The organism is Rugosimonospora acidiphila (genome assembly GCF_039543385.1).
Taxonomy (GTDB): domain Bacteria; phylum Actinomycetota; class Actinomycetes; order Mycobacteriales; family Micromonosporaceae; genus Rugosimonospora; species Rugosimonospora acidiphila.
Map to the genome: position 1 here is coordinate 100182 of NZ_BAABJQ010000018.1, position 14585 is coordinate 114766.

Consider the following 14585-nt stretch of genomic DNA (forward strand, 5'->3'; position numbering starts at 1 on the left):
AGACCTTCGCTTTTGGCGCGCGAGATCGCGCCGCACCAACCAGTGTCGCACCCGGATGGCAGGATCGGCCATGTGCCTGACTCAACCATCAACCGGACACCAGGCCCACGACGCCCCGAACCGGAGCAGCTCGGCTTCGACGGGATGCCGGAGCGGCTGTTCGTGTGCACCCCCAGCAAGCTGGCCGCGTACGAGGACTGCCCTCGGCGTTACCGCTACTCCTACATCGACCGGCCGGCGCCGGCCAAGGGGCCGGCGTGGGCGCACAATTCGCTGGGCGCCAGCGTGCACACCGCGCTGCGCAGCTGGTATGCGCTGCCGCCCGGCAAGCGCCGCCCCGAGGGGCTGGCCTCGCTGCTGCGCGCCACCTGGGTCAGCGAGGGGTACCGCGACACCGATCAGGAGCGCGCCGCGTTCGCCCGGGCGCTGGCCTGGCTGGAGCGCTACGTCGACGGGCTCGACCCGCTCGACGAACCGGTCGGGGTGGAGCGCGTGGTGGCGACGAAGACCGCGACTCTGGCGCTGTCCGGACGGGTGGACCGGATCGATCGGCGCGGCGACGAGCTGGTGATCGTGGACTACAAGACCGGCCGGGCCGGGCTGTCCGAGGACGACGCGCGGGGTTCCCGGGCCCTGGCGCTGTACGCCTACGCCGCCGAGCGGGTGTTCCGCCGTCGCTGCCGCCGGGTCGAGCTGCACCACCTGCCGACCGAGACGGTCAGCGGCCACGATCACACCGAGGAGTCGCTGGCCAGGCATCTGCGCCGGGCGGAGGAGGCGGCCCGCGACATTCTGGCCGCCGAGCGCGCCGTGGCTGACGGCGGCGATCCGGACCAGGCGTTCCCGACCCAGCCCGGGTCGCTGTGCTCCTGGTGCGATTACCGGCGCACCTGCCCGGCCGGCGAACAGGCGCCTACCCGGGAGCCGTGGGCGGGGGTGGCCCGGGACGAGTAGGTCGGCTCGGGGGATTGCGGTACGGCGGCCCGGAGCGAGAAGATCCTCAAAACCCGAAAGTGACTCGCGTCACGTCGGACCCGAGGAGTCGCCGTGCCGATCGAGCAACGAGACCGCCGGGCCCGGCTCGGCGCGGCCGGCGCCTACTTCGTTCAGGGGCTCTGCTTCGCCGGCCTGGTCACCCGGGTGCCGGCCCTGCAGGATCACTTTCACTTCACCGACGGGCAGCTGACCCTGATCCTGCTGATCGTGCCCGTGGTGGCCGGGGTGGGCAGCGTACTGGCGGGCGTGCTGGCGCCCCGGATCGGTAGCTCGCCGGTGCTGCGGGTGGCCGGCCCGCTCGTGTGCGTCGCGATGACCGGCGCCGGCTTCGCGCCGGACCGGGCAGTGCTGTACCTGTCGGTCAGCGTGTTCGGGCTGGCTCTCGGCGCCGTCGACGCGACCGTGAACATGCAGGGCGTGGCGGTCCAGGAGCGGTACGGGCGCAGCATCCTGGTCTCCTTCCACGGCGTGTGGAGCATCGGCGGGATCCTCGGCTCGCTGGCCAACGCCGGTGCCGGGCGGCTGCACGTGCACCTCGGCCCGAACCTCGGCGTCATCGCGCTGGTCGGGCTGGTGTTCGCGATCCTCGCCGGCCCGCTGCAGTACCGGCGTGGCGAGGCGGCCGCGCTGGCCGTCGACCGGCCCGAGGACGCGCCGCCGCCCCGGATCCCGTGGACGCCGATAGTGCTGATCGGGCTCGCGGTCATGATGATGTACATCGCCGACTCGGCGACCTCGAACTGGAGCGCCAAGTACCTGCAGGACGCGCTGCGCGCCAGCAGCAGCGTGGCGCCGCTGGGCCTGGCCGGGTACCTGCTCTGCCAGATGCTGGGCCGGCTGGTCGCGGACTGGCCGGTGCGCAGGTTCGGGCCGGTGCTCCCGGTCGCCGCCGGCGCGCTGGTCGGCGCGGCCGGCATGGGGCTGGTGGCCGTGGCCCCGGCGCCGTGGCTCGCGATCGCCGGCTTCGCGATCGTCGGGCTCGGGCTGTGCGTGGTGGTGCCGCAGTCGTTCTCGGCGGCCGGCGCCCTGGACCCGACCGGCAGCGGGGTGGCGATCGCCCGGGTCAACCTGTTCAACTACGCCGGGTTCGTGGTGGGCGCCGGGCTGATCGGCGTGGTGAACCAGGCGGCCGGGCTGCGCTGGGCGTTCGCCGTACCGGCCCTGCTGTGCCTGGCGGTCATCGGGCTGGCGCCGTCGTTCCGGGTGGCCGCCCCGGGCACGGACGCCGTGCGCCCTCCCGAGGAGGCACCGGTCAGCTGAGCGCCCCGACCGCCGCCGCCCGGGCCAGCGCCGCGTCGCGGTGCGGGCCGCTGCGGTAGTGCTCTGGGATCAGGGCCAGCGCGCGGCGCAGCAGCCGTGCCCACAGGGCCGCGGACAGGTCCGTGGTGGGCAGGCCGGGCAGCCCGTAGAGGCGGCGCGCCCAGGCCGGCAGCAGCGAGACCGACAGCGCCGCGACCCCGCCCAAGGCCAGCCGGACCGGGGTGAGCCCGAGCCGGTGCGGCAGCGGCGGCGCGGCCATGAACAGCGCGGCGTCGGCGGAGTCCCGGGTCAGCCTGAGCTCCGGGCGCATCTGTTCGTAGTACCGGTCGACCTCGGCGGCCGTGCCGGGCACGGTCAGTGGATCGAGCCCGACCAGCCGGGCGGCCTCGCGCTGCTCGGTGTAGTACCGGTCGATCTCCTCCCGGCTCAGCGCCATCCCGGCCCGGGTGGCGGTGGTCAGGAACGACTCGACCTCGGTGACGTGCACCCAGCGCAGCAGGCGCGGTTCGTCGATCCGGAAGAAGTCGCCGGTTTCCGGGTCGATGCCGCGCAGCCGCTGGTGGATCGCCCGTACCCGGCGGCCGGCGGCCTCCGCCTGCTCGGTGGTGCCGAAGATCACCGTCGTGACGTACTCGCTGGTCCGGCCGAGCCGGGCCCACGGGTCTTCGCGGAAATTGGAGTTCTGGATCACACCGGCCATCGCCAGCGGGTGTAGCGCCTGCAGGTAGAGCGCGCGGAAGCCGCCCAGGAGCAGGATCGGCTCGGCGTGCAGCCGCCAGCTCACCGAATCGGGGCCGAAGAGTCCCAGGTCGCCGGTCATCGCCGGTACCGGCCGCGCGCGTCTGTGATCTGCACGCCCTCTAGTCTGCACGCCGCAGCCGCTGGCACCGGGGGCACAGTCCCCAGAAGGTCACCTCGGCCTCGTCCAGTTCGAAGCCGTGCGCGTTGGAGGGGTCGAGGCAGGGCGCCTCGCCGACCGCGCAGTCGACGTCGGCGATCTTGCCGCAGCCCCGGCAGACGATGTGGTGGTGATTGTCACCGGCCCGGGCCTCGTAGCGCGCCGGGGAGCCGGCCGGTTCGATCCGCCGGGCCAGCCCGGCCCGCGCCAGGGCGCCAAGAACGTCGTACACGGTCTGGACGGAGACGCCCGGAAGATGGGAACGTACCCGAGTGGTGATCTCATCAACCTCGGGGTGGCCACCATCGTTGAGAACTTCGAGCACTGCCAGCCGGGGTCGCGTGACCCGTAGGCCCCTGGTCCGCAGCTGATCCTCGCCGTTCATGTTTCCATTGCACCACGGCAAGCTGGAACGACTCAAGAAAAGCCTGATCGCTTGAACCGAACGAGATGATCCGGACGTGTCTATGGGTGTGTTTGAGACCTTCTTCGGCTTACCGCTGCATCCCTTGGTGATACACGCGGCAGTGGTCTTCATTCCGCTGCTGATCGTGGCGGCTCTGGTCTATGTGCTGGTGCCCCAGCTACGGTCGCGGATCGCCTGGGCGGTGGTGATACTCGCGGTGATCGCACCGTTGAGCGCGCTGCTGTCCAAGTTGTCCGGCGACGCCTTCCGTGCCCGGCTGGCCCGGCGGCACCTCGCCTCGCCGGCGATCCTCAACAACATCGACGTGCACCGCCACTACGGCACGATCACGCTGTACGTGACGATCGCGCTCGGTGTGGTGGCGCTGGCCGCGGTGCTGGTACCGGAGATCCGCGAGCGCAACGTGTACCTGATCCCGCTGTGGGTGGTCACGATCGGGCTGGCCATCACGACCGGCTACTACGTCTTCCGCACCGGGGACACCGCCGCGCACATCGTCTGGCAGGGCTACTGACGCCGACGCTCTCCAACCACCGGCGCCGGCCCGAAGTGGCGCCGGTGGTTCTTGGGCGCGTCCCTGAGGGCGGCGCGGGTAGAGCCCGCTAGAACAGCGCCCGGCCGCACAGGATGAACAACACGATCAGCAGCACGGCGCCGGCGACCATGCCGACGCCGTACGTGACTGTGCGGGCCTCTTTCTCGCGGGCGTCCAGCTGGTCGGCGTCCTGCGTGGGCAGCCGGCGGGGCGGCGGCGTCTGGATCAGCGTGCGCGGGCGCCACTCCGGTGGAGGGGGAGTCGTACGTGGTGGCCCGGCGTAGGTCGGCCGCGCCTCGCCGTCCGGGGTCCGGTCGCCGCCCGGCCCGCCCGCGCCGGCGGGGCCGGCGTCCGAGCCGGTGGGCCGGCGCCACTGCAGATCGTCGTTCACGGGTGAACCCGCGGGCGGATGCCGGTCACGGACTGGACGCTATCAGTGGCTACGCTCAAGCGCATGGAGAAGGAGCGGTACTCCTTTGATGGGGAGCGCGAGGTCGACTTGGAGGACGGCGAGCCGATGCTGCCCGAGCAGACCCGCGACGACACCGACCGTGGCTGGGGCGAGCACCACGAGAGCAACGACGACCGGCTGCTGGAGGACCGCCCGCCGCACTGGGACTAAAGCGTTATCGCGTCGTACCCGAGCCCGGCTCTGGCGCCCGTGATCGAAGGCGGCCACAATACGTCGCGGGCTCAGCTCCGCACCCATCCCTTTGACGGGCAGGCGGGAGGACGGCGATGCCGGTTAGCGGCTCCGGGATCGAGGTCGGTTCGCATCACTCACCCGGCTGGTTCCGCAGAGCCGTCATCGGGCGGCGCTGGCTGGTGGTCTCCGCGGTGGCCAGCGCGGGCGTCCTGGTAGGGGCGGCCGCGTTCATCGGGGCGGGCGGCCAGCCGTCGGCCGCGACGACCGACGACTGCTCCGGCGACCCGGTCACCCTCACGGTGACCACCGCCCCGAACCTGTACCCGGTGCTCGACCGGCTCGCCCGGGACTGGACCGCGACCCGGCCCGCGCTGAACGGCCGGTGTCTGGCCGCCCGGGTCACCTCGAAGCAGCCCGACCAGGTCGCCGCCGCGCTGGGGCCAGACTGGGACGCCACGCGCGACGGGGCCCGCCCCGACGTGTGGATCCCCGACTCCAGCCTGTGGCTGTCGGTGGCGGGCGGGCGCACGGAGGCGTCCGGCATGGTGCCGATGCAGCCGCCGAGCGTCGCCTCGTCCCCGGTGGTCCTCGCCGTGCGCGAGCCGTTGGCGCGGGCGCTGGGTTGGCCGGGGCGCACCCTCGACTGGAACGATGTGATCGGCACGTTCATCGACGGCTGGGGAAAGGCGGGCCACCCGGAGTGGGCCTCGCTGCGGATCGGGATGGCCGACGCGACCACGTCGACCGCCGGGCTCGCCGCCGTCCTGACCATCCTGGACCGGGACGGCACCGGCGCCATCGACGATGATCAGCTGGTCCAGGCGCTGCGCTTCAGCCAGGCGCTCGGGGCGATCGAGCCGGATACCACCGGGTTCTTCGCGGCCCAGGCCGCGACGACGGCGAAGCCCGGCACCGCCGCCGGCCGGGACGCCGCGATCGCGGCCTTTCCGGCCCTGGAGAGCGACGTGGCCGCGTTCGACGAGGCCAACCCGGAGCAGTTTCTGGTACCGGTGTACCCCAGCCAGCCGGTCGTCGCGGACTGCCCGTACGCGGTGCTGTCGGCCTCCTGGGTAGGCGCGGACAAGCGCTCCGCCGCCGACCAGTTCCTGGCTTACCTCAACGGCAGCACCGCCGCCGACGCGCTGGGCGTCAGTGGCCTGCGCGGGCCGGACCACGGCGTGCGGGACTCGGCCGCGCTGCCGGCCGACGACGGATTCCCGACGACGTTCGACAACGTCCGCGTCGCCCCGGATCCGACCACCCTCAAGCAGTTCCTCTCCGACTGGACCTCGATGCAGCGCCAGTCCAACATCCTGGTGGCGCTGGACACCTCCGGCTCGATGGCGGAATCGGTGCCGGGTACCTCGATGAGCCGGCTGGAGCTGATGCGGCAGACCGCGAGCACCGGGTTCGGCCTGCTGAATTCGCGCACCGACATCGGGCTGTGGGCCTTCTCCGGCCAGCGGGCCGGCGCGAACGAGTACCGGGAACTGGTGCCGTTCGGGCCGAGCATGGCCGAGGTCGACGGGACCAGCCGGCAGCAGGCGATGCTCCACGCACTGGGTGGCCTGCGGGCGCAGGCGCACACGCCGCTCTACGACACCATCTACGCGGCGTTCAAGGAGATGCAGACGCACTGGCAGGCCGACAGCGTCAACGCGGTGGTGCTGATCACCGATGGCGGCAACGACCTGCCCAGCGGCATGACGCTCACGCAGCTGCTGGGCAAGCTCAAGAGCGAGCAGCGGGCCGACCGCCCGGTCCAGGTCATCGACATCGCCATCGGGCCGGACGCGGACGCCGACGCGCTGCGGCAGATCTCGGCGGCGACCGGCGGCCGGACCCTGGTGGCGAAGGACCCGGCCAGCGCCGAGCAGACCCTGGTCCTGGCGTTCGCCGGCCGGCTGAGCTGACCCGGGCCCGGGGCGCGTCAGAGGAGCAGGTTGACGTCCCCGAACTCGTGCCAGAGGTACCCGGCCGCGATCGCCTCGGCGTAGCAGCGCCGTAGCAGCGCGGGCGTCGAGACCGCGGCCAGCAGGTCCAGGTGCGAGGCGCGCGGCTCGTGCAGTCCGGTCAGCAGCCCGTCCACCACGCGCACCCCGCGCTCGGGCGTGATCACCAGGTCGGTCCAGCCGCCGGCCGCGGCGACCGTCCCGGCCCCGCTGGCCGCGCTCTCCAGCGCCCGCACCGCCGTGGTGCCCACCGCTATGACCCGCCCGCCGGCGGCCCGTGCCTGGTTGACGGTCCGCGCGGTGGTCGCCGGCACGGTGAACCGCTCCGGGTACGGGCGCTCGTGCGCCTCGGGCGAGGCCACGCCGGTGTGCAGGAGGATCGGCGCGAAACCGACGCCGGCGCTGACCAGCCGGGTCACCAGCCGATCCGAGAACGGCCGGGCCGCGCTGGGCATCTCGGCGCTGCCCGGCACCGTGGCGAAGACCGTCTGGTAGTACGGCAGCGGCCAGGGCCGCGGCACGTACCCGTACCGGATCGGCGCGCCGTAGCGTTGCAGCAGCGGCGGTACCGCGGCGTCCACCCGCCCGTACCACAGCCGGCCCCGGGAGTACTCCTCGTCCAGGGTCAGCGTCGCGCCGCCGGGCAGCGGGTACCGGTGCCCCGGCCCGCCCCCCGCGTGCGGCGCGGTGGCCTTTCCGGCGGCGGCGCGCAGCTCGACCAGCCAGCGGCCGTCGGGCAGCGCGGTCGAGAAGTGCACGGCCAGCGGTTCGCCGACCACCGGTACCGCGGCCGGCAGCGTACCGGAGGTGTTCACCACCAGCACGTCACCGGCGCGCAGCAGGCCGGGCAGGTCGGTGAAACCGTGGTGGCTGACCCGCCCGGTGGCGCGCTCGCCGACCAGCAGCCGCACCCCGTCCCGGGACAGTCCGCGCGCCTCCGGCGGCTCGTGCGCCTCCGACTCGGACGGCAGCGTGAACTCCACGACCGCGCTCACAGCCGCACCCGCCCCGACGGCGGCCGCTCGGCGAGCAGCTTGAGGAACGCCGGCACCACGGTCTCCGGCAGCGGGCGGTCGCTGATGTCCTCGCCCGGGAACGCCTCCTGATGCATCCGGGTGCGCAGGTCGCCCGGGTCCACCGTCCACACCCGTACCGCCGGCTCCTCGACCGCGAGCACGCGACCGAGCTGCTCCACCGCGGCCTTGGCCGAGCCGTACCCGCCCCAGCCCGGGTACGGCTCGACGGCCGCGTCGGAGGTCACGTTGACGATGGTGCCGCCGCGCCCGCGCAGTGCGGGCAGGGCCAGTTGGGCCAGGGCCAGCGGACCGAACACGTTCACCTCGTACACCTCGCGCAGCACCGCGAGCGGGTATTCGGCTAGCGCCGGGAGCGGGGTGGGCCCGAGGATGCCGGCGTTGTTGATCAGGAGATCGGGGCCGCCGGCCCGGGTGGCCGCCTCGACCAGGGCGGCCCGGTGCCCGGGGTCGGTCACGTCGCCGGCGATCACGGCGGGTTGGCCGGGCAGCCCCCACGCCGCCTCGGCGAGCGCCTCGCCGTCGCGGGCGTCGATGACCAGTCGCCAGCCCTCCCGGGCCAGACCGGCGGCGAGCGCGAGGCCGAGCCCGCGCGACGCGCCAGTGATGATCGCGATTCGCTCGTTATCCATGAATTCGACGCTAGGTGCGGCCCCCGCTGCCGGCATCGGGCCGGCGACCCGGCGCGGGGTACGACGATGGTCTTAGGACTTCGGCCGGATGCCGGCGAACGCGCTGCTGGGTACCGTTGCGGCATGGGTGGGTGCGACCGGGACGAGCTGCGCGAGGTGAGCGCGGCGGTGCTCGCGGTGACTTCGCACCTGTCCGTCCGCGAGGTGCTGCAGACCATCCTGACCTCTGCGCGGCGGCTGCTCGACGCGCGGTACGCGGCCCTGGGCGTGCCCGATGGCAACGGCTCCTTCGCCGAGTTCCTCGCCGACGGCGTCAGCGACGAGCAGTGGCGGGCGATCGGCCCGCTGCCGCGCCAGCACGGCCTGCTCGGCGTCATGCTGCGCGACCCGAACCCGGTGCGGCTGGCCAACATCCGGGAGCATCCGCGGTTCGGCTGGTGGCCGGACGCGCATCCGGTGCTGACCGACTTCCTCGGCATGCCGATCGTGGACGGTGAGGAGATCCTGGGCGAGCTGTTCCTGGCCAACAAGCGCACGCCCGGCGGATTCACGGCGCAGGACGAGGAGTTGCTGCGACTGCTCGCCGCGCACGCGGCCATCGCGCTGGTCAACGCCCGGCTCTACGAGCGCAGCCGGGAGCTGTCCATTGTGGAGGAACGTAACCGGATCGCCCGGGAGCTGCACGACGCGGTGAGCCAGAAGCTGTTCAGCCTGCGGCTGACCGCGGCGGCCGCCGCCACGCTGGCCACCCACGACCCGTCCCGGGTCGCCGGCGAACTGGACACGGTGCGCCGGCTGGCCGCCGAGGCGGCCGACGAACTGCGCGCCATAGTGGTCGGGCTGCACCCAGCCGACCTGGCCGGCGACGGGCTGGACGCGGCCCTGCGCAAGCAGGTCGAGCTGCTGGACCGGGTGCATCCGGTGGCGATGAGCTTCGCCTGCGACGAGGTGCCGCGGCTGAGCCCGGCGCGCGAGCGGGCCGCGTACCGGATCGCGCAGGAGGCGCTGCACAACGCGCTGCGGCACGGCCGCCCGTCCCGGGTCCAGGTGCGGCTGTCGGGCCGGGGCGGCTCGGTGCTGCTGGAGATCAGCGACGACGGGCGGGGCTTCGAGCCGACCGGGGTCGGCGCGTCCGGCCGGCTCGGCCTGGCGTCGATGCGGGAGCGGGCCCGGGCGGTCGGGGGCCGGCTCGACGTGCGATCGGCGGCCGGCGCCGGGACGACGGTGCGGCTGTCGATTCCGGCTCCCGACGGGGCGGACGGGACGGCGGGGCAGTGACCGAGCAGATCCGGGTACTGGTGGTGGACGATCACCCGGTCGTCCGCCAGGGACTGCGTACCTTCCTGGACGTGCAGGGCGACCTCACGGTGGTCGGCGAGGCCGCCGACGGCGCGGGCTGCGTGGCCGCCGCCGTCGAGCTGGACCCCGACGTGATCCTGCTCGACCTGCGGATGCCGGACAGCGACGGGGTGGACGCGCTGCGCGGGCTGCGCGAGCGGGGGGTGCGGGCCAGGGTACTGGTGATCACGAGCTTCCCGGAGGCGGCGACGGTACTGCCGGCCGTGCGGGCCGGTGCCGCCGGGTACGTGTACAAGGATGTCGATCCGCCCGCGCTGGTGGCGGCGATCCGCGCCGTCCACGCGGGCCACGTGCTGCTGCATCCGGAGGTCGCCCGGCTGCTCGCGACCGGGCGAGAGCACTCGGGCGACCGGCGGCTGACCGCCCGGGAACGGGACGTGCTCGCCGAGATCGCCCGTGGTCGATCAAACCGGGAGATCGCCCGCGGGCTGGGCCTGTCCGAGAAGACGGTGAAGACGCATGTCAGCTCGGTGCTCGCCAAGCTCGGCGTGCAGGACCGCACCCAGGCCGCGCTGTACGCGGTGCGCACCGGGCTGGTGAACGCCGACTGACCCGGCGCCGGGCCGGGTCAGTCGATTCGATCGGGTGGTCGGGTCAGCTCGTGGCGGCCGGGGCCGAGGCGGCCGGCTTGGCGCTCGACTCGCTCTTCGTCTCCGACTTGGTCTCGCTCTTCGACTCGGACTTCGCCGGGCTGTCCTTGCTCGCGCCGTTCTTCGCGGCGGTCGAGCCGGACGAGCTGTCCCGGGAGTCCGTGCGGTAGAAGCCGGGGCCCTTGAACACGACGCCGACCGACGAGAACACCTTGCGCAGCCGACCCTCGCATACCGGGCACTCGGTCAGGGGCTCGTCGCTGAACGACTGCACCGCTTCGAGCTGGTGCCCGCACGCGGTACATGCGTACTGGTAAGTCGGCACGTCATCCTCCTGGCACTCACATACTTCGAGTGCCAATGGTGCGTCATCGGACGCCGTTCGTCCAGTCGGGCGAGCGTCACGTCACAGCCGGATAACTCCTTCGGGTGTCACTACCGCGCCGACCCGCCGATCATGCTGCTCGAACGGTAGCGAATCGACGAATTCGTCCGAGTACACCGGGGCGACGCTCAGCGCGCCGGGCGCGATCCGGGCCAGCGCCCGGTCGTACGAGCCCCCGCCGCGCCCGAGCCGCATGCCGCCACGGTCCACCGCGAGCGCCGGCACGATCACCACATCGGCCTCGCCGAGCGCGCGTACGCCCAGCGGTGCCCCGTCGCCGTCGTAGACCTCCCAATCCAGGTCGAGGTCCGGCCGGACCAGCGGGACCAGCAGCCGGTCGCACACCGCCGCCAGGGCGTCGGGCAGCGCCGCGCCGCCGGGCTCCGTGGAGAACGGCACGTAACCGGCCACCGTGCGCCGGCCGCCGGCCAGCGCGACCAGCTTTTCGACGATCGCCGCGTCACAGGCGGGACGGTCGGTGCGGGCCCGCCGGGCGGCCAGCAGCTGGGTGCGCAACCGCGCCTTCGGTTGCTGCGAAAAATCGGACACGACACATCCTTCGCCCAGACCAGTCTATTGCAGCTGACTATGGCAGCATCAGAACCGGAGGGGGGACACGGGCCGCTAGCAGCCGCTTCGGGTCACGGCGCGGTGGTCAGGCGGCCCAGGAACTTCGTTGGCATTCACGCTGCGCGCCCGGCTGACCGCGGCATTCCTCGCCGTGGTCTTCGGCCCCGTGCTGCTCGGCGCGGTCCTCGTGGCCCTCACCGTGCAGCGGGTCGACTCTGCCCGGGCGGCCGACCGGCTGAACCTGGCCAGCGACGCGGTGCGCGGCTCGGTGAACGCACTGTGCCAGCAGCTGCACGCGGTCGCCAGCACCGCCGCGCTGCTGCCCGACTCGGCCCGCGAGCCGGACGGCGTCGCGCTGGTCGCGGGCGGCGCGGCCGGCGCGGTACGGGTGGAGGACCGCTCCGGCCGGGTGCTGTTCAGCACCGGTGCCGCCCCGCCTCGACCGTGGGCCGAGTGCGCCGGCCCTCCCGGGGACGCGCCCCGACCCGGCGCCGGGCATGGGTACACGGCCATTGCCGCCCGGGTGCCCCTGCGCGACCAGCGCGGGGTGTCGGCCGGGTACGCGTTCGCCGTCCGCGCGCTGGACGCTGCCCTGCTCGCCCGGCTCACCCCGAACGCCTCGGTGACCCTGATCGGCGGCGGGCCCGAGGCGCTGTCCACCGAGCCGCTGTCGACCGAGCCGGCGAACCGGGCCGAGCGGGTGGCGGACGTCGCCGCCGGACTGCCCGACGGGGAGACCGGGCGCACCGCCGGACGGTACGTGCGGCGCCTGACCCCGGCGGCCGACGAGCCGCTGCCGCTGGCCATCTCCACGCCCGGCCCTGGCGTCGGCGGCCTGGGCCCGATCCTGGCGGGCGCGGTCGCGCTGGCCGCCACGATCGCTCTCGGGGTCGCGTGGTGGCTCGCCCGGGGTACCACCAGGCCGCTGGCCGAGCTGGCCGGCGCGGTCGACCGGGCCGCCGGCGGGGACCTGTCCGCCCGGGCGCCGGTGCGCGGCCTCGACGAGATCGGCCGGCTGGCCGCCACGTTCAACCGGATGACCCGGGAGATGCAGGCGTACGTCGGCGCGCTGACCGCGAGCCGGGACCAACTCCGCGGGCACCTCGACATGCTCGGGCGCACCCTGTCCAGCACGCACGACCTGCACCGGATTCTCGGCGTGATCCTGCAGACCGCCCGGGCGGTGACCGGCGCGCGCTCCGGCGCGGTACTGCTGGTCGAGCAGGACGCGCTGGTCGGCATCAGCGACGACCTGCCGCTGCGGGTACCGCTGGGCACCGGGCTGCTCGGCTCGGTCGCGGCCACCGGGACGCCGCTGCGTGGCAGGGTCGGCCGGGACGGCCCGGCGCTGGTGCCGGAGGAGCCGACCTGCCTGACCTATGTGGCGGTGCCGCTGCGCGGGCCGGACTCGGTACGCGGGGTGCTGGCCCTCTACGACCGGCTCGGCGCGGACGAGTTCGACGACGCCGACGTGGCCACCCTGCGCACCTTCGCCGGCCAGGCGGCGATCGCGGTAGAGAACGTCCGCATGCACGAGGAGGCCCAGCGGCTGTCCCACACCGACCCGCTGACCGGCCTGTACAACTACCGGACGCTGAACGAGGCGCTGCGCCGCGAGGTGGAGCGGGCCGGCCGGTTCGGCCACCAGCTGTGCGTGCTGGTGCTGGATCTCGACCGGTTCAAGGAGGTCAACGACTCCTTCGGGCACGCCGCGGGGGACGCGGTGCTGGTCGAGTTCGCCCGCCGGGTACGCGCCGAGATCCGCGAGGTCGACCTCGCCTTCCGGCACGGCGGCGAGGAGTTCGTGCTGCTGCTGCCGGAGACCGACGCGCCGGGCGGGATAACGGTGGCCGAGCGGCTGTGCGCCGCGATCGGGGGAACCCCGATGGTGGTACCTCCCCGCCTGCCCGATTCCCGCGTGCACAAGCCGGCCGGCCGGGTTCCGGTGACCGTCTCCGTTGGCGTGGCGGTGTTCCCGGACGACGGGACCAGCGGCCCGGCCGTGATGGAGGCGGCCGACGACGCGCTGTACGCGGCGAAGGCGGCCGGTCGGAACACCTGCCGGGCGGCCGGCGGGGACGCGGACCTCATCGCCAGCCCGGCACCCGGCCTGAGCACCGGGGGAGCACCCGAACTGGTGGCCGGTGGGGGTGGAAGCGGCGCGTCGACCGGCCCACACGCTCCGCGACAGTCGCGCGGCCGATAGCCTGGCCACATGCCGGAGTTTTCGACTGACCAACAGCCCGCACCGGATAGCAACGGTCGCTCGCGGCGTGCCGTCAAGGCGGTCATCCCCGCCGCGGGGCTCGCCACCCGATTCTTGCCAGCCACCAAGGCAGTGCCCAAGGAACTCCTGCCGGTCGTCGACCGGCCCGTCCTGCAGTACATCGTGGAGGAGGCGGCGGCGGCCGGGATCAACGACATTCTGTTGGTCACCGGGCGCGGCAAGACCTCGATGGTGGATCATTTCGACCGCCGACCCGACCTCGAACAGCACCTGACCGCGAAGGGTGATCTCAAGCGCCTGGCCGAGGTCAAGCGCCCGGCCGAGCTGGCCGAGATCTACACCTGCCGGCAGGCCGAGCCGCTGGGGCTGGGCCACGCCGTCTCGTTCGCCGAGTCGCACGTCGGCGGGGAGGCCTTCGCGGTCCTGCTCGGCGACGAGTTCGTCGACGACAAGGACCCGCTGCTGCCCAGCATGCTCGACCTGCAGGCGCAGACCGGTGGCATCGTCCTCTCGTTGATCGAGGTTCCCTGGGACGAGGTCACCCGGTACGGCATCGCCTCGGTCAAGCCGCAGTCCACCTCGGACGGCGGCGAGATCGTCGAGGTGACCGCGCTGGTGGAGAAGCCGAAGAAGGACGTCGCGCCCAGCAATCTCGCGGTGGTGGGCCGCTACGTGCTGCCCAACTCCATCTTCGATGCGATTCGCCGCACCGCGCCCGGTTCCGGAGGCGAGATCCAGCTGACCGACTCGATGGCGATGCTGCTGGAGCAGGGCGTGCCGGTGCACGGCATCGTGTACCGCGGGACCCGGTACGACACCGGTGCCCCGATCGGGTACCTGCAGGCCGTCGTCCAGCTCGCCTGCCAGCGCCCGGACCTCGGTCCGAAGTTCAAGGAATGGCTCGGCGGCTTCGTCAACGGCAACATGGAACGCACCGGATGACGGCCGCGGGCCACCCTGCGACGGCGCCGACATGACCGGTGGCACGTGCCTCCACGCCCGGATTTCCGACCTGACCGGCGGCACGTGCCTGGCGAAAGAGGCGGCGGCGTGACGGCCGACGCACACTTATCC

16 protein-coding genes are annotated in these 14585 nt (G+C 73.3%); 9 read left to right on the forward strand and 7 right to left on the reverse strand.

The annotated features are described in order from the left end of the window. Nucleotides 1-144: 144 nt before the first annotated feature. Together ABEA87_RS26915 and ABEA87_RS26920 are read left to right on the forward strand one after the other, a co-directional pair. The gene (locus ABEA87_RS26915; RefSeq protein WP_345634333.1) at nucleotides 145-954 is read left to right on the forward strand and encodes a RecB family exonuclease; all 810 of its coding nucleotides are present in this window, start codon (nucleotides 145-147) and stop codon (nucleotides 952-954) included. 93 nt (nucleotides 955-1047) lie between these two features. Continuing rightward, nucleotides 1048-2256, forward strand: a complete 1209-nt coding sequence (locus ABEA87_RS26920; RefSeq protein WP_345634189.1) for an MFS transporter — start codon at nucleotides 1048-1050, stop codon at nucleotides 2254-2256. Here ABEA87_RS26920 and ABEA87_RS26925 read toward each other — a convergent pair. Beyond that, a complete protein-coding gene (locus tag ABEA87_RS26925; RefSeq protein ID WP_345634192.1) occupies nucleotides 2249-3076 on the reverse strand; it encodes an oxygenase MpaB family protein in 828 nt (275 codons plus the stop codon). The two genes, ABEA87_RS26920 and ABEA87_RS26925, sit on opposite strands and share 8 nt — an antisense overlap. Before the next feature lie 40 nt (nucleotides 3077-3116). Beyond that, entirely contained in the window at nucleotides 3117-3539 is a 423-nt protein-coding gene (locus tag ABEA87_RS26930) for a Fur family transcriptional regulator (protein WP_345634195.1), read from the reverse strand. A gap of 82 nt (nucleotides 3540-3621) precedes the next feature. Between ABEA87_RS26930 and ABEA87_RS26935 the strand changes: the two genes are divergently transcribed. Continuing rightward, nucleotides 3622-4095: a DUF2231 domain-containing protein gene (locus ABEA87_RS26935; RefSeq protein WP_345634335.1), complete on the forward strand. Its 474-nt coding sequence runs from the start codon at nucleotides 3622-3624 to the stop codon at nucleotides 4093-4095. Nucleotides 4096-4183: 88 nt separating this feature from the next. Here the strand turns inward: ABEA87_RS26935 and ABEA87_RS26940 are convergent, their stop codons facing one another. Then, on the reverse strand, nucleotides 4184-4507 hold the full coding sequence (locus ABEA87_RS26940; RefSeq protein WP_345634197.1) for a translation initiation factor 2: 324 nt from the start codon (nucleotides 4505-4507) through the stop codon (nucleotides 4184-4186). A gap of 63 nt (nucleotides 4508-4570) precedes the next feature. Between ABEA87_RS26940 and ABEA87_RS26945 the strand changes: the two genes are divergently transcribed. Both ABEA87_RS26945 and ABEA87_RS26950 read left to right on the forward strand, forming a co-directional pair. Continuing rightward, a complete protein-coding gene (locus ABEA87_RS26945; protein ID WP_345634198.1) occupies nucleotides 4571-4738 on the forward strand; it encodes a hypothetical protein in 168 nt (55 codons plus the stop codon). A 116-nt stretch (nucleotides 4739-4854) separates the two neighbouring features. Further along, complete coding sequence (locus ABEA87_RS26950; RefSeq protein WP_345634200.1) at nucleotides 4855-6675, forward strand: substrate-binding domain-containing protein; 1821 nt, start codon at nucleotides 4855-4857, stop codon at nucleotides 6673-6675. A gap of 17 nt (nucleotides 6676-6692) precedes the next feature. Here ABEA87_RS26950 and ABEA87_RS26955 read toward each other — a convergent pair whose 3' ends face one another. Together ABEA87_RS26955 and ABEA87_RS26960 are read right to left on the reverse strand one after the other, a co-directional pair. Further along, nucleotides 6693-7709, reverse strand: a complete 1017-nt coding sequence (locus tag ABEA87_RS26955; RefSeq protein ID WP_345634201.1) for an S-adenosylmethionine:tRNA ribosyltransferase-isomerase — start codon at nucleotides 7707-7709, stop codon at nucleotides 6693-6695. Further along, nucleotides 7706-8380, reverse strand: coding sequence for an SDR family oxidoreductase (locus ABEA87_RS26960; RefSeq protein WP_345634203.1), 675 nt, complete (start codon nucleotides 8378-8380; stop codon nucleotides 7706-7708). The genes ABEA87_RS26955 and ABEA87_RS26960 overlap by 4 nt, the downstream gene beginning before the upstream one ends. Before the next feature lie 123 nt (nucleotides 8381-8503). Here ABEA87_RS26960 and ABEA87_RS26965 point away from each other — a divergent pair, with 123 nt between their 5' ends. Both ABEA87_RS26965 and ABEA87_RS26970 read left to right on the forward strand, forming a co-directional pair. Continuing rightward, a complete protein-coding gene (locus tag ABEA87_RS26965; RefSeq protein ID WP_345634205.1) occupies nucleotides 8504-9658 on the forward strand; it encodes a GAF domain-containing sensor histidine kinase in 1155 nt (384 codons plus the stop codon). Continuing rightward, complete coding sequence (locus tag ABEA87_RS26970; RefSeq protein ID WP_345634207.1) at nucleotides 9655-10290, forward strand: response regulator transcription factor; 636 nt, start codon at nucleotides 9655-9657, stop codon at nucleotides 10288-10290. The genes ABEA87_RS26965 and ABEA87_RS26970 overlap by 4 nt, the downstream gene beginning before the upstream one ends. 43 nt (nucleotides 10291-10333) lie before the next feature. Here the strand turns inward: ABEA87_RS26970 and ABEA87_RS26975 are convergent, their stop codons facing one another. Both ABEA87_RS26975 and ABEA87_RS26980 read right to left on the reverse strand, forming a co-directional pair. Beyond that, nucleotides 10334-10654, reverse strand: a complete 321-nt coding sequence (locus tag ABEA87_RS26975) for an FmdB family zinc ribbon protein (protein WP_345634209.1) — start codon at nucleotides 10652-10654, stop codon at nucleotides 10334-10336. 81 nt (nucleotides 10655-10735) lie between these two features. Then, complete coding sequence (locus ABEA87_RS26980; protein ID WP_345634210.1) at nucleotides 10736-11263, reverse strand: 5-formyltetrahydrofolate cyclo-ligase; 528 nt, start codon at nucleotides 11261-11263, stop codon at nucleotides 10736-10738. 127 nt (nucleotides 11264-11390) lie between these two features. Between ABEA87_RS26980 and ABEA87_RS26985 the strand changes: the two genes are divergently transcribed. Further along, nucleotides 11391-13490 carry a GGDEF domain-containing protein gene (locus tag ABEA87_RS26985; protein ID WP_425570961.1) on the forward strand — a complete coding sequence of 700 codons (2100 nt, stop codon included), beginning with the start codon at nucleotides 11391-11393 and terminating at the stop codon, nucleotides 13488-13490. 9 nt (nucleotides 13491-13499) lie between these two features. Beyond that, nucleotides 13500-14453: a UTP--glucose-1-phosphate uridylyltransferase gene (locus ABEA87_RS26990; RefSeq protein ID WP_345634212.1), complete on the forward strand. Its 954-nt coding sequence runs from the start codon at nucleotides 13500-13502 to the stop codon at nucleotides 14451-14453. The last annotated feature ends 132 nt before the right edge of the window (nucleotides 14454-14585 follow it).